The organism is Hydrogenophaga sp. 70-12 (assembly GCF_001897365.1).
Lineage (GTDB): Bacteria > Pseudomonadota > Gammaproteobacteria > Burkholderiales > Burkholderiaceae_C > Hydrogenophaga > Hydrogenophaga borbori.
Map to the genome: position 1 here is coordinate 1 of NZ_MKSS01000275.1, position 14,233 is coordinate 14,233.

Sequence of the window (14,233 nt, forward strand, 5' to 3'; positions counted from 1 at the left end):
GGTAGTCGAAGCCGTACTCGTTGTTGGTGCCGTAGGTGATGTCGGCGCGGTAGGCGGCCTGCTTCTCCTCGCGCTGCATCTGCGGCAGGTTCACGCCCACCGTCAGGCCGAGGAAGTTGTAGAGCTTGCCCATCCACTGGGCGTCGCGGTTGGCCAGGTAGTCGTTGACCGTCACCACGTGCACGCCCTGGCCAGCCAGCGCGTTCAGGTAGACCGGCAACGTGGCCGTGAGCGTCTTGCCCTCGCCGGTGCGCATCTCGGCGATCTTGCCGCTGTGCAGGGCGATGCCACCCATGAGCTGCACGTCGAAGTGGCGCATCTTCATGACGCGCTTGCTGGCCTCGCGCACGACCGCGAAGGCCTCGGGCAGGAGGGCATCCAGCGTCTCGCCCTGCGCCAGGCGCTGGCGGAAGACCTCGGTCTTGGCCTTGAGTTCGTCGTCGCCGAGCTTCTCGAACTGCGGCTCCAGGGCATTGATGCGCTCGACCGTTTTGCGGAACTGCTTGAGCAGGCGGTCGTTACGGCTTCCGAAGAGCTTGGTGAGGAAATTGGTGGCCATATGAGGGCGTCCGGGAGGCCAGGCCGCGAGGCCCTGGCGTGGACAGCAAGGATCGATCGGAAGGACGCTTGCGCGCCCACGGCCTGCGACAACGGGGCACAAGGCCTCTACATGCCGGCGAACACGCGGCTTTCAAGCGCGAAACCGGCATTTTAGCGGCCGGCCCCGGTGCGCTTCAGCGCGTGCGTGGGGCGTTCGGCCCGGGCGGCGAGCGGGCCAGGGTTTCGCCGGCCTGCAGGAATTTCTGCGGGTTCTGCGGCACGCCCGCCACCCACACCTCGAAGTGCAGGTGCGGGCCGGTGGAGCGCCCGGTCGAGCCGACCTCGGCGATCTTCTGGCCGCGTTTGACGATGTCGCCCTTCTTCACGAAGACCTTGGAGGTGTGGGCGTAGCGCGTCACCAGGTCGTTGCCGTGGTCGATCTCCACCAGGTTGCCATAGGCGGCGTGGTACTCCTGCGCGATGACCACGCCACCGGCGGCGGCCACGATGGGCGTGCCCGTCTCCGCGGGAAAGTCCAGGCCCGTGTGCAGGGCCGACTGGCCGTTGATCGGGTCGATGCGGAAGCCGAAGCCCGAGCCCACCCGCCCGTCCACCACAGGCTTTTCCGTCGGTATCAGGGTGCTCTGGATCTTCTGGTCGAAGAGGCGCGACTCGATCGCGGTGAGCCAGTCCACGCGCGCGCCGCTGCCGGCGTCCGCCGCCTCCATCTCGCGCGCGAGCTCCTCCAGCGTGAGCGAGCGGTTGGAGACCAGCACACCGCCCGAACCGGGCAGGGGCGGCCGCGCCTGCGCGGGCTCCAGGCCGGCCAGGCCGGCGACGCGCTCACCGAGCGAGTCGATCTGCATCATGCGCGCTTGCATCTCGCCGAGCTTGCGCGCCATCGCGTCGAGGTTGGCGCGCAGGTAGGCGTCGCGTTGGCCGGGGTCATCGCGGTGCACCAGGCGCGCCACGGAAGCGAAGCCGGGCCAGCCCTGGCGAATGCCCTCCAGGAACACCCAGTGGTAGGTGGCCACCGCGCCGAACATGAGGCCCAGCACGGCCAGCACGGCCACGGCGATCAGCTTCCAGCCGTTCAGGTGCAGGGCCTGGCGGCGGGCGAGCCAAGCGTCGGTGATGATGATGTGCACGGCTCTGTTCCTTTGCTGAGCGACCCGCTCGACGCGGCACGACCGACTCGGTCAGAATGACCGCATGCCGACCCGACAATCCCCCTCCGTCTTCAGCCTGCAGGAGGCCGTTGGCGCCGCGCCTGGCCTGGCCGAACTGCAGGCCAGGATCCGCCAGTCGCAGCGCTGTCTCGATCTTGTTCGGGAGCGCATTCCCCATGCCCTGCGCACCCAGGTCACCGCCGGGCCCCTGCAGGACGCCGAGTGGTGCCTGCTGGTTCGCAGCAGCGCGGCGGCGGCCAAATTGCGGCAGCTGCTGCCCGCGCTGCGTGACGCATTGCACGAAAGCGGGGCGCAGGTTAGCGCAATCCGCATCAAAGTCCAAACGCCAGGCCGATGAGCGCGCCCGCGGGGAGACCGGGTGGTGCCGCTTGTCCGACTCGAACGGACGACCTATCGCTTACAAGGCGATTGCTCTACCAACTGAGCTAAAGCGGCCGGGGCAGCGATTCTAGGTTCACTTCACTCGCTTGAGCTGCGGCCGGCCACCCGGACGGCCAGGGCCATCACCGCCCGGCTCGGGCGGGGTCGGGTCGTCGGGCGTGACAGCCCGCAGCGAGGACGGCGGGGCAGGTTCCGCAGCCGCCGGCGGCTGCGAGGGCGCCGGCGCGGGAAAGGCCATGCCCTGCCCGTTCTCGCGCGCGTAGATCGCGATGACGTGGGTGATCGGCACCACGATCTCCCGCGACACGCCGCCGAAACGCGCCTTGAAGGTGATGTACTCGTTGTCCAGGCGCAGGTCCTTGGTGGCCTCCATGCTCACGTTGAGCACGATCTCGCCGTTGCGCACGAACTCCATCGGCACCTGCACCGAGGCATCCACGTGCACGGCGATGTAAGGCGAGTACCCGTTGTCGCTGCACCATTCGTACAGCGCCCGGATGAGGTAGGGGCGGGTCGACGGGACCGGTGGCTCTGCCTGGGTCATGGCGCTGCGGCGGAACGGGCGCGCCTTACTTGCGCATGACCTTCTCGGACGGCGTCAGCGCCTCGATGTAGGCCGGGCGCGAGAAGATGCGCTCCGCGTACTTCAGCAGCGGCGCGGCGTTCTTGCTGAGCTCGATGCCGTAGAAGTCCAGGCGCCACAGCAGCGGCGCAATCGCCACATCGAGCATGGAGAAGTTGTCGCCCAGCATGAACTTGTTCTTCATGAACACGGGCGCGAGCTGCGTGAGGCGGTCGCGGATGTGCGAGCGGGCCTTTTCCAGCGCCTTGTCGTTGCCCTTGCTGGTGCGCGATTCGAGCACCGACACGTGCGTGAACAGTTCCTTCTCGAAGTTGAGCAGGAACAGGCGCACGCGTGCGCGGTCCACCGGGTCGCCCGGCATGAGCTGCGGGTGCGGGAAGCGCTCGTCGATGTACTCGTTGATGATGTTCGACTCGTACAGGATCAGGTCGCGCTCGACCAGGATCGGCACCTGGCCGTACGGGTTCATCACGGCGATGTCTTCGGGCTTGTTGTACAAGTCGACGTCGCGGATCTCGAAGTCCATGCCCTTTTCGAACAGCACGAAGCGGCAGCGGTGCGAATAGGGGCAGGTGGTGCCCGAGTACAAAACCATCATGGTTGGCGTCTCCTGAAACAGAAAACAGTGGCTTGCGATTGTGCCGCTTGGGCACCGCAAGCCACTGTGGGCGACAAGGGGTGGGTTGCACCCCGAGACGAAGGCTTATTTGACGTCTTTCCAGTACGCGGCGTTGAGGCGCCAGGCGACGACGGTGAAGAAGCCGAGGAAGATCAGCACCCACACGCCGATGCGCACGCGGTTCTTCGCGGCGGGCTCGGCCATCCACTGGAGGTAGGCCACCAGGTCGCCGACGTTCTGGTCGTACTGGGCCTGGGTCATGGTGCCCGGCTTGACCTGTTCCCAGCCGCGCAGCACCTCGACTTCGTGGCCGTGGCTCTCCACCTTGTCGTAGACGGGCTTGCGCTCGCCCTGCAGCTCCCACAGCGGGTGCGGCATGCCGATGTTGGGGAAGGCTTTGTTGTTCCAGCCGGTGGGCTTGGTGTCGTCGCGGTAGTAGGTGCGCAGCAGGGTGTAGAGGTAGTCAGGGCCGCTGCCGGCCGAGCTGGCGCGCGAACGGGCCACCAGGGTCAGGTCGGGTGGCACCTTGCCGAACCAGTCCTTGGCCATCTTGGGGTCGATGGCCGCCTTCATGGTGTCGCCGATCTTGTCGGTGGCGAAGGTGAGGTTTTCGGCGATCTGCTTGTCGTTCAGGCCAATGTCGCGCAGGCGGTTGTAGCGCATGAAGGCCGCCGAGTGGCAGTTCAGGCAGTAGTTGACGAACAGCTTGGCGCCGTTCTGCAGCGCGGCCATGTCGTTGGTGCGTTGCGGGGCACGGTCCAGCGGGATGCCAGCGCCGGCGGCCAGGGCGGCGCCGCTCAGGCCCAGGGACAACGCGATGCCCAGAAGAATCTTTTTCATAACGTTCGCTCTCCGGATGTCGTCGCGTTGGCTCAGTGCGGCTGGAAGGTCACCCGGTCGGGGACCGGCTTGAACTCGCCCAGGCGGCTCCACCACGGCATCAGCAGGAAGAAGCCGAAGTAGAACAGGGTGCCCACCTGCGACACGCGCTCGCCGATCGGCGAGGGCGCCTGGATGCCCAGGTAGCCCAGCACGAAGAAGTTGATGACGAACACGGTGTAGAGCCACTTGTTCCAGCTCGGGCGGTAGCGGATCGACTTGACCGGGCTGTTGTCGAGCCAGGGCAGGAAGAACAGGATGATCACGGCGGCGCCCATGACGATCACGCCCCAGAACTTGGCGTCGTAGGTCAGCATGGCCGCCGACACCAGCAGGGCGGCGACCACGATCACGCCTTTGAGCGCCGCGTTGACGCGGGCCTTGATCAGGCCGAACACGGCGGCCAGCACCACGCAGGCGACCAGCACGTACATGAACTCGGCGGTGATGGCGCGCAGCATCGAATAGAACGGCGTGAAGTACCAGACCGGCGCGATGTGCAGCGGCGTGGTCAGCGGGTCGGCCGGGATGAAGTTGTTGAACTCCAGGAAGTAGCCGCCGAACTCGGGCGCGAAGAACACCACGGCCGAGAACACCATCAGGAAGACCGCCACGCCCAGGATGTCGTGCACGGTGTAGTAGGGGTGGAAGGGGATGCCGTCGACCGGCTTGCCCGACGCGTCCTTGTTGGCCTTGATCTCCACGCCGTCGGGGTTGTTGGAGCCCACTTCGTGCAGGGCGATGATGTGCGCCACCACCAGGCCCAGCAGCACCAGCGGCACCGCGATGACGTGGAAGCTGAAGAAGCGGTTCAGCGTGGCGTCGCCCACCACGTAGTCGCCGCGGATCAGCAGGGCCAGGTCAGGGCCGATGTACGGAATGGCGGAGAACAGGTTCACGATCACCTGGGCGCCCCAGTAGGACATCTGGCCCCAGGGCAGCAGGTAGCCCATGAAGGCCTCGGCCATCAGGCACAGGAAAATCGCGCAGCCGAACACCCAGACCAGCTCGCGCGGCTTGCGGTAGCTGCCGTACAGCAGGCCGCGGAACATGTGCAGGTAGACCACCACGAAAAACGCCGAGGCGCCGGTGGAGTGCATGTAGCGGATCAGCCAGCCCCAGGGCACGTCGCGCATGATGTACTCGACCGAGGCGAAGGCCACGTTCGCGTCGGGCTTGTAGTGCATCACCAGAAAGATGCCGGTGACGATCTGGATGACCAGCACCAGCAGCGCCAGCGAACCGAAGAAGTACCAGAAGTTGAAGTTCTTCGGCGCGTAGTACTCGGCGAGGTGCTCGTTGTAGAGCTTGGAGAGCGGGAACCGGTTGTCGACCCAGTTCAGCGCCTTCTGGCTCAGCGGTGCGTCGGGGGAGATTTCTTTGAATTCAGCCATGGGATGCGTGCCTCGATGGTCCGGGGGTGTTCAGGCTCGATGGCGCGGCCTCAGGCCGGCTTTTCCTCGCCGATCAGCAGCACGTTCTCGGAGACGTAGTAGTGCGGCGGGATCTCGAGGTTGTCGGGCGCGGGCTTGTTCTGGAACACGCGGCCGGCCAGATCGAAGGTCGAGCCATGGCAGGCGCAAAGGAAACCACCCAGCCAGTTATCCGGCAGCGAGGGCTGCGGGCCGGGCGTGAACTTGTCGCCAGGCGAGCAGCCCAGGTGGGTGCAGATGCCGATGGCCACGAGAATTTCGGGCTTGATCGAGCGGGTGCGGTTCTTCGCGTACTCGGGCGTGGGGAACGCGGTGCGCTCGGACTTCGGGTCGGCCAGCTGGGCCTCGTCCTTCTCCAGCGTCGCCAGCTGCTCGGGCGTGCGGCGCATCACCCACACCGGCTTGCCGCGCCATTCCACGATGCGCTTCTCGCCCGGGGCGATGGTGGAGACGTCCACCTGAACCGCCGCGCCCGCGGCCTTGGCGCGCTCGGAGGGCTGGAAGGAACTCACGAAGGGCACGGCGACAGCCGCGGCACCCACGCCACCCATGGCGCAGGAGGTGATCAGCCAGGTCCGGCGACTGTTGTCCACAGCGGCCTTGCCTTGGTTGGCGGGAGCTTCACTCATGGGGGACTTTCTCGTCTTGCGGGAGGGGAATCAGGGACAACCCGGCATTGTACTGGACCATGTCAAGGGTCCAGCCGGGTTTTGCCCGGGGCCCGCGACCGGGGCGCGCCGGAATTCGCGTGTGACAATGCGCGCCCGACCACTACCCCCCGGAGAAGGCACATGGGCATGATGCAGGAGTTCAAGGAATTCGCCGTCAAGGGCAATGTCATCGATCTGGCCGTGGGCGTGATCATCGGCGGCGCCTTCGGCAAGATCGTCGGCTCGCTGGTGGACGACGTGATCATGCCGGTGGTGGGCCTGGTGTTCGGCAAGCTTGACTTCAGCAACCTGTTCCTGGTGCTGGGCACGGCACCGGAGGGCACGGCCCGCACCCTGGCGGCCATGAAACAGGCCGGCGTGCCGGTGCTGGCCTATGGCAGCTTCATCACCGTGGCCATCAACTTCTTCATCCTGGCGTTCATCATTTTCCTGATGATCAAGCAGGTCAACCGCCTCAAGCGCGAGACCCCGCCGGCCCCCCCGGCACCGCCCGCCGCGCCGCCCGAGGACATCGTCCTGCTGCGCGAGATCCGCGACAGCCTCAAGAAGTAAGGCCGGCACCCTCCGGGGCCGCGGCCATCGCGGCGTCGATGGCCGCCAGCAGGCTGTCAGCGCTGGCGCGCCCGCTGCCGGCGATGTCAAACGCCGTGCCATGGTCCGGGCTGGTGCGCACGAACGGCAGGCCCAGGGTGGTGTTCACGCCGTGCTCCAGGCCCAGCAGCTTCACGGGAATGAGCCCCTGGTCGTGGTACATCGCCACGACCACGTCGAAGGCGCCCTGGCGCGCCCGCATGAACACGGTGTCCGGCGGGTGCGGCCCGCTGGCCGCGATGCCCTGGTCGCGCGCCGCCCGCACAGCGGGTTCGATCGCTTCGATCTCCTCGCGCCCGAACAGCCCGCCCTCTCCCGCGTGCGGGTTCAGCCCAGCCACCGCAATGCGGGGCTGCGCCAGGCCGGCGCGGCGGAAATGGGCGTCGGTGATGCGGATGGTCTCCAGCACACCCTCTGTCGTCACCGCGGCCAGGGCATCGCGCAGCGAGACGTGGATGCTCACCAGCACCGTGGCCAGGCCAGGCGCGCTGAGCATCATGCGCACCGGCAATGCCGCCACGGGCACGCCCTGGTGCCGCGCCGCGAGGGCCTGCAGCAACTCGGTGTGGCCGGGGTAGGGTTCGCCGGCCGCCGCCAGTGCCTCCTTGTGGATCGGTGCCGTGACCAGGGCGCGCGCCCGGCCGTCCAGCGCCGCCTGGGCCCCCTGGCGAATGGCCGCCGCCGCCGCCCGGCCCGCCGCCGCGCTCACCTGGCCCCAGGCGGGTGGCGCCAGGGCGTCGCCCGCCTGCCACACGCCCACGGCGCCGGGCGGCAGTCCGGCCCATTGGGCGGGTTCTTCCAGCTCGGCCAGCACCAGGCCGCCCTCGGCCGAGTCGGGCACCACGCCCAGCCGCGCCGCGCGCCGCAGACAGGCCATGTCGCCCACCACCACCACCTCGCGCCGCAGCGCGGGCCGCTCGCGCAAGGCGCGCCACACGATCTCGGGGCCGATGCCCGCGGGATCGCCCATGCTGATCAGGACCGGGCGCTTCGCCATCACGCGGGGTTGGGAATGTCGATGAAGCGGTGCTCGAGACCCAGCGCCGAGGCTACGTGGGCGGCGACGGCGGGGGCGCCGTAGCGCTCGCTGGCGTGGTGCCCGCAGGCCAGGTAGGCCACGCCGCATTCGCGGGCGTAGTGGGCCTGGGGCTCGGAGATCTCGCCGGTGATGAAGGCGTCGGCACCGGCCGCGATGGCGGCCTCGAAATAGCCCTGGGCCCCGCCCGTGCACAGCCCGATGCGGCGCACCGTGTGGCCCGGCGGCGCCACCAGCGTCACCGGCCGGCCCAGGGCCTGTTCCACATGGGCCGCCAGCGCCTCAGCCGGCGCCGTGGGGCGCTGCCCCATGAAGCCCAGCGATTGGTCGCCGAAGCGCACGCCATCCTCCAGCGCGATGTCCAGCACCCGGGCGAGTTGCGCGTTGTTGCCCAGCGTGGGGTGGGCGTCCAGCGGCAGGTGGTAGGCGATCAGGTTGATGTCGTGCGCCAGCAGGCGCGACAGGCGCTGCTTCATCCAGCCGGTGACCCGCCCGTCCTGGCCGCGCCAGAACAGCCCGTGGTGCACGAAGATGGCGTCGGCTTGCATCTCGATCGCGGCCTCGATCAGCGCCAGGCTGGCGGTGACGCCGCTGATCAGCCGGCGAACCTGCGCCCGCCCCTCCACCTGCAGGCCATTGGGCCCGTAGTCCTTGAACGGCGCGGGCTGCAGCAAGGCGTCGAAGGCGTGGACCAGGGTGTCTCGGTTGGTGCTCATGGGGAAAGCCTGCGCGCGGCGGCTTGAAATGCGGCATTCTGACAGCCACATATCCCTCAGCCGAATGCGGGACAATTCCGCCCTTTCCTCCGCCGACTTTTCCATGAAACGACTCTGGCTCGTGTTTGCCCAAACCGTCACCGTGCTGGTGGCGGTGTTCTTCGTGGTGGCCACGCTGCAGCCGCAGTGGTTGGGCCGGCGCTCGCTGCCCTCGGTGGTGCCGGTGTTCGAGGCGCCGTCCAGCGCGGCCGACCCGGGCACCGTGAGCCTGCGCGCCGCCGCCAAGACCGCCTCGCCGCCGGTGGTGAGCATCAACACCAGCAAGGCGCCCGCCAACAACCCGCACAGCGTCGACCCCTGGTTCCGCTTCTTCTTCGGCGACCAGGCCAACAGCCAACCGCAGACCGGCCTGGGCTCGGGCGTGATCGTCAGCCCCGCCGGCTACGTGCTCACCAACAACCACGTGGTCGAAGAAGCCGACGAGATTCAGGTTAGCCTGAACGACGGCCGTCAGGCCGCCGCCAAGGTGATCGGCACCGACCCCGAGACCGATCTCGCCGTGCTCAAGATCGAGCTGACCGACCTCCCGGTCATCACCCTGGGCAACTCCGACGCCCTGCAGGTCGGCGACCCGGTGCTGGCGATCGGCAACCCCTTCGGCGTGGGCCAGACCGTCACCAGCGGCATCGTCAGCGCCCTGGGCCGCACCCAGCTCGGCATCAACACCTTCGAGAACTTCATCCAGACCGACGCGGCCATCAACCCGGGCAACTCGGGCGGCGCCCTGGTCGACGTGCAAGGGCACCTGATGGGCATCAACACCGCCATCTACTCGCGCTCGGGCGGCTCCATGGGCATCGGCTTCGCCATCCCCACGTCCACTGCGCGCAGCGTGATGGAGGCCATCGTCAAGGAGGGCAAGGTCACGCGCGGCTGGATCGGCGTGGAGCCGCAGGACCTCACGCCCGAACTCGCCGAGAGCTTCGGCGTGGGCCGGCGCAGCGGCGTCATCATCACCGGTGTGCTGCAGAACGGCCCGGCGGCCCAGGCCGGCATTCGCCCGGGCGACGTGATCACGGCCGTGAAGGGCCAGGAAGTGAAGAACGTGCCGCAGCTGCTGGCCGCCGTGGCGGCGCTGCCGCCGGGCGAGAAGGCCCGCCTCGACGTGCTGCGCCGCGAGGCCTCGATGCAGATCGAGGTGACACCAGGCCGGCGCAACATCGCGCAGCAGACCATCAACCGCCGCTGAGGCCCGTGGCCTGCGCCGCGTCCGCCGTCAGGAGGCGGTCTTCTCGTCGCTGGCTTCTTCGCCCTCGGCCTGCGTGCGCTTGACGAACACCTGCGCGCCCCAGATGCCGGCTTCATAGAGCACGATCATGGGCACCGCCAGCGCCAGTTGCGAGATCACGTCGGGCGGCGTGACGATTGCAGCGACGATGAAGGCGATGACGATGAAGTAGCCGCGGAAGTCCCGCAGCTTCTGCACCGACACCATGCCCATCTTCACCAGCAGCACCACCACGATGGGCACCTGGAACGCCAGGCCGAAAGCCAGGTACAGGCCCAGGATCGCCTCCACGTAGGACGCGATGTCGGGCGTAGCGGCCACGCTGGCGGGCGTGAACTTCTGGATGAAGCCGAACATCTTGTCGAGCACGAAGAACTGCACGAACGCGATGCCCGCGTAGGCCAGCAGGCTGCCCAGGATGATCAGCGGCACGGCGAACCGCTTCTCGTGGCTGTACAGGCCCGGCGCGATGAAGGACCAGAGCTGGTACATCCACCAGGGCAGCGACAGCAGCACCGCCGCCATGGCCAGCACCTTCAACGGCACGAAGAAGGGCGAGAACACGCCCACGGCGATCAGTCGCGCTTCGGGCGGCATGTGGGCGCGGATGGGAATGGCGATCAGGTCGATGAGACCGCTGGGGCCGGGCCACAGGGCCAGTGCGGCCATGCACACGGCCAGGCCGATGATGCTGTAGATCAGGCGGTCGCGCAGCTCCATCAGGTGCTGCACGAAAGGCTGTTCGGTACCGGCCAGCTCGTCGTCGGAATCGGGCTTGTTGGACATCAGGGCTTGCTGGACGGGCGGGGCCGGAAACGCGCCACGCGCGCGGCGCCCGACTGGGTGCGGGTGCGCACGCCCGTGCGCGCCTTGAACCACTGCGGCACGGCCTTCTGCTTCAGGCGAAAGTTCTTCTTCGGGTGCCGGTAGACCGGGTACACCCCTTGCCCGATGGCGTTCATGGCGTCCGCCTCGGTGGGCTCGCGCAGGGGTTCGTTGTCGAGGCCGGCGGTGGCGTCCGACCAGGATTTCTCGAAATCACTGGCGCCAGACTCCACGGAGGACTGCACGTCGCGCGCCGCGGTCTCCACCGAGTCCTTCATCTTCTTGAGCTCTTCGAGCTCCATGGACCGGTTGACCTCGGCCTTGACGTCGGCCACGTAGCGCTGGGCCTTGCCCAGCAGGGCACCCACGGTGCGCGCCACGCGCGGCAGCTTCTCGGGGCCGATGACGACAAGCGCCACCGCGCCGATGAGCGCGAGCTTGGATATGCCGAGGTCGATCATGGATCAGCCGCTGCGCCAGCGGCCCCGCCCGGAACGCCCGCGGGGATCACGGGCCAGGAAGGGGCGCGGGCGAGGCGCCTCAGCTCTTTTGCTTGGCTTCGACGTCGATGGTGCCCTTGTCCGCAGAGCTGTTCTGCGTGACCTGGGCCGTGGGCGCGGCGGTGGTGTCGGCGGCGTTCTGGCCACCTTCCTTCATGCCGTCCTTGAAGCCCTTGACGGCGCCGCCGAGGTCGGAGCCGATGTTCTTGAGTTTCTTGGTCCCGAACACCATGACCACGATGAGCAGCACGATGAGCCAGTGCCAGATGGAAAACGTACCCATGTCAATCTCCAGAGAGGTGGGGTGAGCGCGCGCGCAATCCTGGGATTCTAAGCCGCCACCCGGGGTTCAACCGGCCGTCCCGGCATGACACAGCGCGCCGCAGGGATCAGCCCCGGGCCCAGGGGCGGGGACCGCCGATCACGTGCAGGTGCAGGTGGTGGACTTCCTGGCCACCCTCCTGGCCCGTGTTGCACACGATGCGGAATCCGCCTTCGGGATAGGGGTTGCAGCCCTGCTCCATCGCCAGCCTGGGGGCCAGGGTGAGCAAGCGGCCCATCAGGCGCTCGTGCTCGGGCCCGACCTGGGCCATGGACGGGATGTGCGCCTTGGGCACCATGAGAAAGTGCACCGGCGCCCAGGGATTGATGTCGTGGAAGGCGAACACCTCCTCGTCCTCGTAGACCTTGCGGGACGGGATCTGGCCGGCGACGATCTTGCAGAAGATGCAGTTCGGGTCGTGTGCGCTCATGTGTCGGTGGCCTTATTGCGGCATGGGGCGGTTGGCGTTCATGTTCACCATGCCCTTGACGATGCGGTAGAGGAACCAGATCGAGATCAGGCACCAGGCGATCCAGCCGGGCACGAAGAGCAGCAGCCAGAGCGGGATCGTCACCACGTACAGGATGGCCGCCCAGATGACCGAGCGGATGCGCCAGGAGAAGTGACTGGCCTGCCAGGTGCCGGCGGCCTCGCCCTGCTTCACCAGGTCGATGATCAGCGCCACGATGAGCAGCGCGATGCCCGGCTGCGCCGAGGGCAACACCGCGCCCACCGCCACGATGAGGTGCAGGATGTAGCTGAGCCAGCCCACGCTCTTGAGCGACTGGGCTTTCTCGCTGTCGGTGGTTTCCACGTCGATCACGTCGCTCACGGCATCACTCCTTCGCTTCGCGTTCGCGCACCTTGCGCAGGGCTTTCTCTTCCAGGCCGCTCAGGCCTTCGCGGCGCACCAGCTCGGCCACCACGTCGGACGGCCCGAGCCCGAAATGGGCCAGGGCGATCATGCTGTGGAACCAGAGGTCGGCGGTTTCGTTCACCAGCTTCTGGCGGTCGTCGCCGCCGTGCTCCAGGTCCTTGGCGGCCATCACGGCCTCGGTCGCTTCCTCGCCGATTTTCTTGAGGAAGGCCTCAGGGCCCTTGTGCAGCAGGCGCGCGACGTAGCTTTTCTCGGGATCGCCACCGTTCGCGGGCTTGCGGCTCTCGATCACGGCGGCCAGACGGGCCAGGTCGTCGGTGCTGGTCAATTGGATACCTCCGCGCAGCGCGCTGCGGTGCGAGCGACTTCGGGCGGCCGTGCGTCGCTCATGGCCTATTTGTAGATGGATTCCGGGTCTTTCAAGACCGGTTCCACGGTGACCCATTGGCCGTTCTCGTGGCGCTGGAAGAAACAGCTGTGCCGGCCGGTGTGGCAGGCGATGCCCGGCTCGTGCCCGAGCTGCGTGACCTTGAGCAACACCACGTCGTTGTCGCAGTCCAGGCGGATGTCGTGCACGGTCTGCACGTGACCGGACTCCTCGCCCTTGAACCAGAGCTTGCGGCGCGAGCGGCTGTAGTACACCGCCCGGCCCAGTTCGGCGGTCTTCTGCAGCGCCTCGCGGTTCATCCAGGCGAACATCAGCACATCGCCGGTGGCGGCTTCCTGCGCGATCACGGGCACCAGGCCCTGCTCGTCCCATTTCACGGCGTCGAGCCAGTCCATCACAACCTCACCGGAATGCCGCGCTCGGCCATACGGGCCTTGGCCTGCGCGACCGTGTATTCACCGTAGTGGAAGATGCTGGCGGCCAGCACCGCGTCGGCGCCGCCTTGCTGCACGCCGTCGGCCAGATGGTCCAGGTTGCCCACGCCACCGGAGGCGATGACGGGCACGCTCACCGCGTCGGCCACGGCGCGCGTGAGCGCCAGATCGAAACCCGACTTGGTGCCGTCGCGGTCCATGCTGGTGAGCAGGATCTCGCCGGCGCCGAAATCGGCCATCTGCCTGGCCCAGGCCACGGCGTCGAGGCCGGTGTTCTTGCGCCCGCCGTGGCTGTACACGTCCCAGCCCTGCCCGTCGGCGCGGCGCTTGGCGTCGATGGCGACCACGATGCACTGCGCGCCGTACTTGTCGGAGGCGTCGCGGATGACCTGCGGGTTGGCGATGGCCGCCGAATTGAAGCTGGTCTTGTCGGCGCCCGCGTTGAGCAAGCGGCGCACGTCTTCCACGGTGCGCACACCGCCGCCCACGGTGAGCGGGATGAAGACCTGCGAGGCCACGGCCTCGATGATGGGCAGGATCAGGTCGCGGCCGTCGCTGGTGGCGGTGATGTCGAGGAAGGTGAGCTCGTCGGCGCCCTGCTCGTTGTAGCGCGCCGCGATTTCCACCGGGTCGCCCGCGTCGCGCAGTTCGACGAAGTTCACGCCCTTGACGACGCGGCCACCGGTGACGTCCAGGCAGGGGATGATGCGTTTGGCGAGCATCAGGTCTCAGCCATTCAATTCGTCCGCGAGCTTCTGCGCGGCCTCGAAATCGAGGTCCCCGCTGTAGATGGAGCGGCCGCAGATCACGCCCTCCACGCCCTCGTCTTCCACCGCGCAGAGCTGGCGGATGTCGTCGAGCTTGGACAGGCCACCCGAGGCGATAACCGGGATGGACAGGGACTGCGCCAGCTTCACCGTGGCCTCGATGTTGATGCCGCTGAGCATGCCATCGCGCCCG

At 67.8% G+C, this 14,233-nt stretch carries 20 protein-coding genes, 1 tRNA gene and 1 pseudogene; 3 read left to right on the plus strand and 19 right to left on the minus strand.

Going from position 1 to position 14,233, the window contains the following annotated elements:
* Together secA and BGO22_RS15080 are read right to left on the minus strand one after the other, a co-directional pair.
* Positions 1 to 559 (minus strand): annotated as a pseudogene (secA, locus tag BGO22_RS15075) (preprotein translocase subunit SecA); the annotation flags it as partial.
* Positions 560 to 734: 175 nt separating this feature from the next.
* A complete protein-coding gene (locus BGO22_RS15080) occupies positions 735 to 1,688 on the minus strand; it encodes a M23 family metallopeptidase (RefSeq protein WP_204744285.1) in 954 nt (317 codons plus the stop codon).
* 64 nt (positions 1,689 to 1,752) lie between these two features.
* On the opposite strand from BGO22_RS15080, the gene BGO22_RS15085 reads away from it, so the two are divergent.
* Positions 1,753 to 2,067 carry a DciA family protein gene (locus BGO22_RS15085; RefSeq protein ID WP_070399124.1) on the plus strand — a complete coding sequence of 105 codons (315 nt, stop codon included), beginning with the start codon at positions 1,753 to 1,755 and terminating at the stop codon, positions 2,065 to 2,067.
* Between the two features lie 22 nt (positions 2,068 to 2,089).
* Here the strand turns inward: BGO22_RS15085 and BGO22_RS15090 are convergent.
* From BGO22_RS15090 to petA, 6 genes are all read right to left on the minus strand, one after another.
* Positions 2,090 to 2,165: transfer RNA gene (locus BGO22_RS15090), tRNA-Thr, on the minus strand.
* Positions 2,166 to 2,184: 19 nt separating this feature from the next.
* Complete coding sequence (locus tag BGO22_RS15095) at positions 2,185 to 2,655, minus strand: ClpXP protease specificity-enhancing factor (RefSeq protein ID WP_070399125.1); 471 nt, start codon at positions 2,653 to 2,655, stop codon at positions 2,185 to 2,187.
* 25 nt (positions 2,656 to 2,680) lie between these two features.
* Entirely contained in the window at positions 2,681 to 3,292 is a 612-nt protein-coding gene (locus BGO22_RS15100) for a glutathione S-transferase N-terminal domain-containing protein (protein ID WP_070399126.1), read from the minus strand.
* Positions 3,293 to 3,397: 105 nt separating this feature from the next.
* A complete protein-coding gene (locus BGO22_RS15105) occupies positions 3,398 to 4,153 on the minus strand; it encodes a cytochrome c1 (protein ID WP_070399127.1) in 756 nt (251 codons plus the stop codon).
* A 32-nt stretch (positions 4,154 to 4,185) separates the two neighbouring features.
* On the minus strand, positions 4,186 to 5,586 hold the full coding sequence (locus BGO22_RS15110) for a cytochrome b (RefSeq protein ID WP_204744284.1): 1,401 nt from the start codon (positions 5,584 to 5,586) through the stop codon (positions 4,186 to 4,188).
* Positions 5,587 to 5,636: 50 nt separating this feature from the next.
* The gene (petA, locus tag BGO22_RS15115) at positions 5,637 to 6,254 is read right to left on the minus strand and encodes a ubiquinol-cytochrome c reductase iron-sulfur subunit (RefSeq protein WP_286851528.1); all 618 of its coding nucleotides are present in this window, start codon (positions 6,252 to 6,254) and stop codon (positions 5,637 to 5,639) included.
* A 162-nt stretch (positions 6,255 to 6,416) separates the two neighbouring features.
* On the opposite strand from petA, the gene mscL reads away from it, so the two are divergent.
* Positions 6,417 to 6,848, plus strand: a complete 432-nt coding sequence (mscL, locus tag BGO22_RS15120; RefSeq protein WP_070399130.1) for a large conductance mechanosensitive channel protein MscL — start codon at positions 6,417 to 6,419, stop codon at positions 6,846 to 6,848.
* On the opposite strand, the gene pdxA is transcribed toward mscL, so the two are convergent.
* Together pdxA and BGO22_RS15130 are read right to left on the minus strand one after the other, a co-directional pair.
* On the minus strand, positions 6,838 to 7,884 hold the full coding sequence (pdxA, locus tag BGO22_RS15125; RefSeq protein WP_286851531.1) for a 4-hydroxythreonine-4-phosphate dehydrogenase PdxA: 1,047 nt from the start codon (positions 7,882 to 7,884) through the stop codon (positions 6,838 to 6,840). The two genes, mscL and pdxA, sit on opposite strands and share 11 nt — an antisense overlap.
* Positions 7,884 to 8,639 carry a Nif3-like dinuclear metal center hexameric protein gene (locus BGO22_RS15130; RefSeq protein ID WP_286851533.1) on the minus strand — a complete coding sequence of 252 codons (756 nt, stop codon included), beginning with the start codon at positions 8,637 to 8,639 and terminating at the stop codon, positions 7,884 to 7,886. Before BGO22_RS15130 ends, pdxA begins: the two co-directional genes overlap by 1 nt.
* Before the next feature lie 103 nt (positions 8,640 to 8,742).
* On the opposite strand from BGO22_RS15130, the gene BGO22_RS15135 reads away from it, so the two are divergent.
* Entirely contained in the window at positions 8,743 to 9,888 is a 1,146-nt protein-coding gene (locus tag BGO22_RS15135) for a Do family serine endopeptidase (protein ID WP_286851534.1), read from the plus strand.
* Between the two features lie 27 nt (positions 9,889 to 9,915).
* On the opposite strand, the gene tatC is transcribed toward BGO22_RS15135, so the two are convergent.
* The 9 genes from tatC to BGO22_RS15180 all read right to left on the minus strand — a co-directional run.
* Entirely contained in the window at positions 9,916 to 10,713 is a 798-nt protein-coding gene (tatC, locus tag BGO22_RS15140) for a twin-arginine translocase subunit TatC (RefSeq protein WP_286851536.1), read from the minus strand.
* Entirely contained in the window at positions 10,713 to 11,213 is a 501-nt protein-coding gene (gene tatB, locus BGO22_RS15145; RefSeq protein WP_070399133.1) for a Sec-independent protein translocase protein TatB, read from the minus strand. The genes tatC and tatB overlap by 1 nt, the downstream gene beginning before the upstream one ends.
* A 79-nt stretch (positions 11,214 to 11,292) precedes the next feature.
* The gene (gene tatA / locus BGO22_RS15150; protein WP_070399134.1) at positions 11,293 to 11,535 is read right to left on the minus strand and encodes a Sec-independent protein translocase subunit TatA; all 243 of its coding nucleotides are present in this window, start codon (positions 11,533 to 11,535) and stop codon (positions 11,293 to 11,295) included.
* A 106-nt stretch (positions 11,536 to 11,641) separates the two neighbouring features.
* Positions 11,642 to 12,004 carry a histidine triad nucleotide-binding protein gene (locus BGO22_RS15155; protein WP_070399135.1) on the minus strand — a complete coding sequence of 121 codons (363 nt, stop codon included), beginning with the start codon at positions 12,002 to 12,004 and terminating at the stop codon, positions 11,642 to 11,644.
* 12 nt (positions 12,005 to 12,016) lie between these two features.
* Positions 12,017 to 12,406: a DUF4870 family protein gene (locus tag BGO22_RS15160; RefSeq protein WP_070399136.1), complete on the minus strand. Its 390-nt coding sequence runs from the start codon at positions 12,404 to 12,406 to the stop codon at positions 12,017 to 12,019.
* Between the two features lie 4 nt (positions 12,407 to 12,410).
* Entirely contained in the window at positions 12,411 to 12,779 is a 369-nt protein-coding gene (locus tag BGO22_RS15165; RefSeq protein ID WP_286851540.1) for a phosphoribosyl-ATP diphosphatase, read from the minus strand.
* 65 nt (positions 12,780 to 12,844) lie between these two features.
* On the minus strand, positions 12,845 to 13,234 hold the full coding sequence (gene hisI / locus BGO22_RS15170) for a phosphoribosyl-AMP cyclohydrolase (protein ID WP_070399137.1): 390 nt from the start codon (positions 13,232 to 13,234) through the stop codon (positions 12,845 to 12,847).
* The gene (gene hisF, locus BGO22_RS15175; protein WP_070399138.1) at positions 13,234 to 13,995 is read right to left on the minus strand and encodes an imidazole glycerol phosphate synthase subunit HisF; all 762 of its coding nucleotides are present in this window, start codon (positions 13,993 to 13,995) and stop codon (positions 13,234 to 13,236) included. The genes hisI and hisF overlap by 1 nt, the downstream gene beginning before the upstream one ends.
* Before the next feature lie 6 nt (positions 13,996 to 14,001).
* The coding region (locus tag BGO22_RS15180) for a HisA/HisF-related TIM barrel protein (protein WP_286851544.1) at positions 14,002 to 14,233 on the minus strand (232 nt) is incomplete at its 5' end.

What these genes read in the sequence shown, in the direction of transcription:
- hisI (WP_070399137.1), bottom strand. Translation starts at nt 13,234, where the DNA reads ATGGACTGGCTCGACGCCGTGAAATGGGACGAGCAGGGCCTGGTGCCC.
- BGO22_RS15110 (WP_204744284.1), bottom strand. Translation starts at nt 5,586, where the DNA reads ATGGCTGAATTCAAAGAAATCTCCCCCGACGCACCGCTGAGCCAGAAG.
- BGO22_RS15130 (WP_286851533.1), bottom strand. Translation starts at nt 8,639, where the DNA reads ATGAGCACCAACCGAGACACCCTGGTCCACGCCTTCGACGCCTTGCTG.
- BGO22_RS15095 (WP_070399125.1), bottom strand. Translation starts at nt 2,655, where the DNA reads ATGACCCAGGCAGAGCCACCGGTCCCGTCGACCCGCCCCTACCTCATC.
- tatB (WP_070399133.1), bottom strand. Translation starts at nt 11,213, where the DNA reads ATGATCGACCTCGGCATATCCAAGCTCGCGCTCATCGGCGCGGTGGCG.
- petA (WP_286851528.1), bottom strand. Translation starts at nt 6,254, where the DNA reads ATGAGTGAAGCTCCCGCCAACCAAGGCAAGGCCGCTGTGGACAACAGT.
- tatA (WP_070399134.1), bottom strand. Translation starts at nt 11,535, where the DNA reads ATGGGTACGTTTTCCATCTGGCACTGGCTCATCGTGCTGCTCATCGTG.
- BGO22_RS15155 (WP_070399135.1), bottom strand. Translation starts at nt 12,004, where the DNA reads ATGAGCGCACACGACCCGAACTGCATCTTCTGCAAGATCGTCGCCGGC.
- BGO22_RS15100 (WP_070399126.1), bottom strand. Translation starts at nt 3,292, where the DNA reads ATGATGGTTTTGTACTCGGGCACCACCTGCCCCTATTCGCACCGCTGC.
- tatC (WP_286851536.1), bottom strand. Translation starts at nt 10,713, where the DNA reads ATGTCCAACAAGCCCGATTCCGACGACGAGCTGGCCGGTACCGAACAG.
- BGO22_RS15135 (WP_286851534.1), top strand. Translation starts at nt 8,743, where the DNA reads ATGAAACGACTCTGGCTCGTGTTTGCCCAAACCGTCACCGTGCTGGTG.
- BGO22_RS15085 (WP_070399124.1), top strand. Translation starts at nt 1,753, where the DNA reads ATGCCGACCCGACAATCCCCCTCCGTCTTCAGCCTGCAGGAGGCCGTT.
- mscL (WP_070399130.1), top strand. Translation starts at nt 6,417, where the DNA reads ATGGGCATGATGCAGGAGTTCAAGGAATTCGCCGTCAAGGGCAATGTC.
- hisF (WP_070399138.1), bottom strand. Translation starts at nt 13,995, where the DNA reads ATGCTCGCCAAACGCATCATCCCCTGCCTGGACGTCACCGGTGGCCGC.
- pdxA (WP_286851531.1), bottom strand. Translation starts at nt 7,884, where the DNA reads ATGGCGAAGCGCCCGGTCCTGATCAGCATGGGCGATCCCGCGGGCATC.
- BGO22_RS15105 (WP_070399127.1), bottom strand. Translation starts at nt 4,153, where the DNA reads ATGAAAAAGATTCTTCTGGGCATCGCGTTGTCCCTGGGCCTGAGCGGC.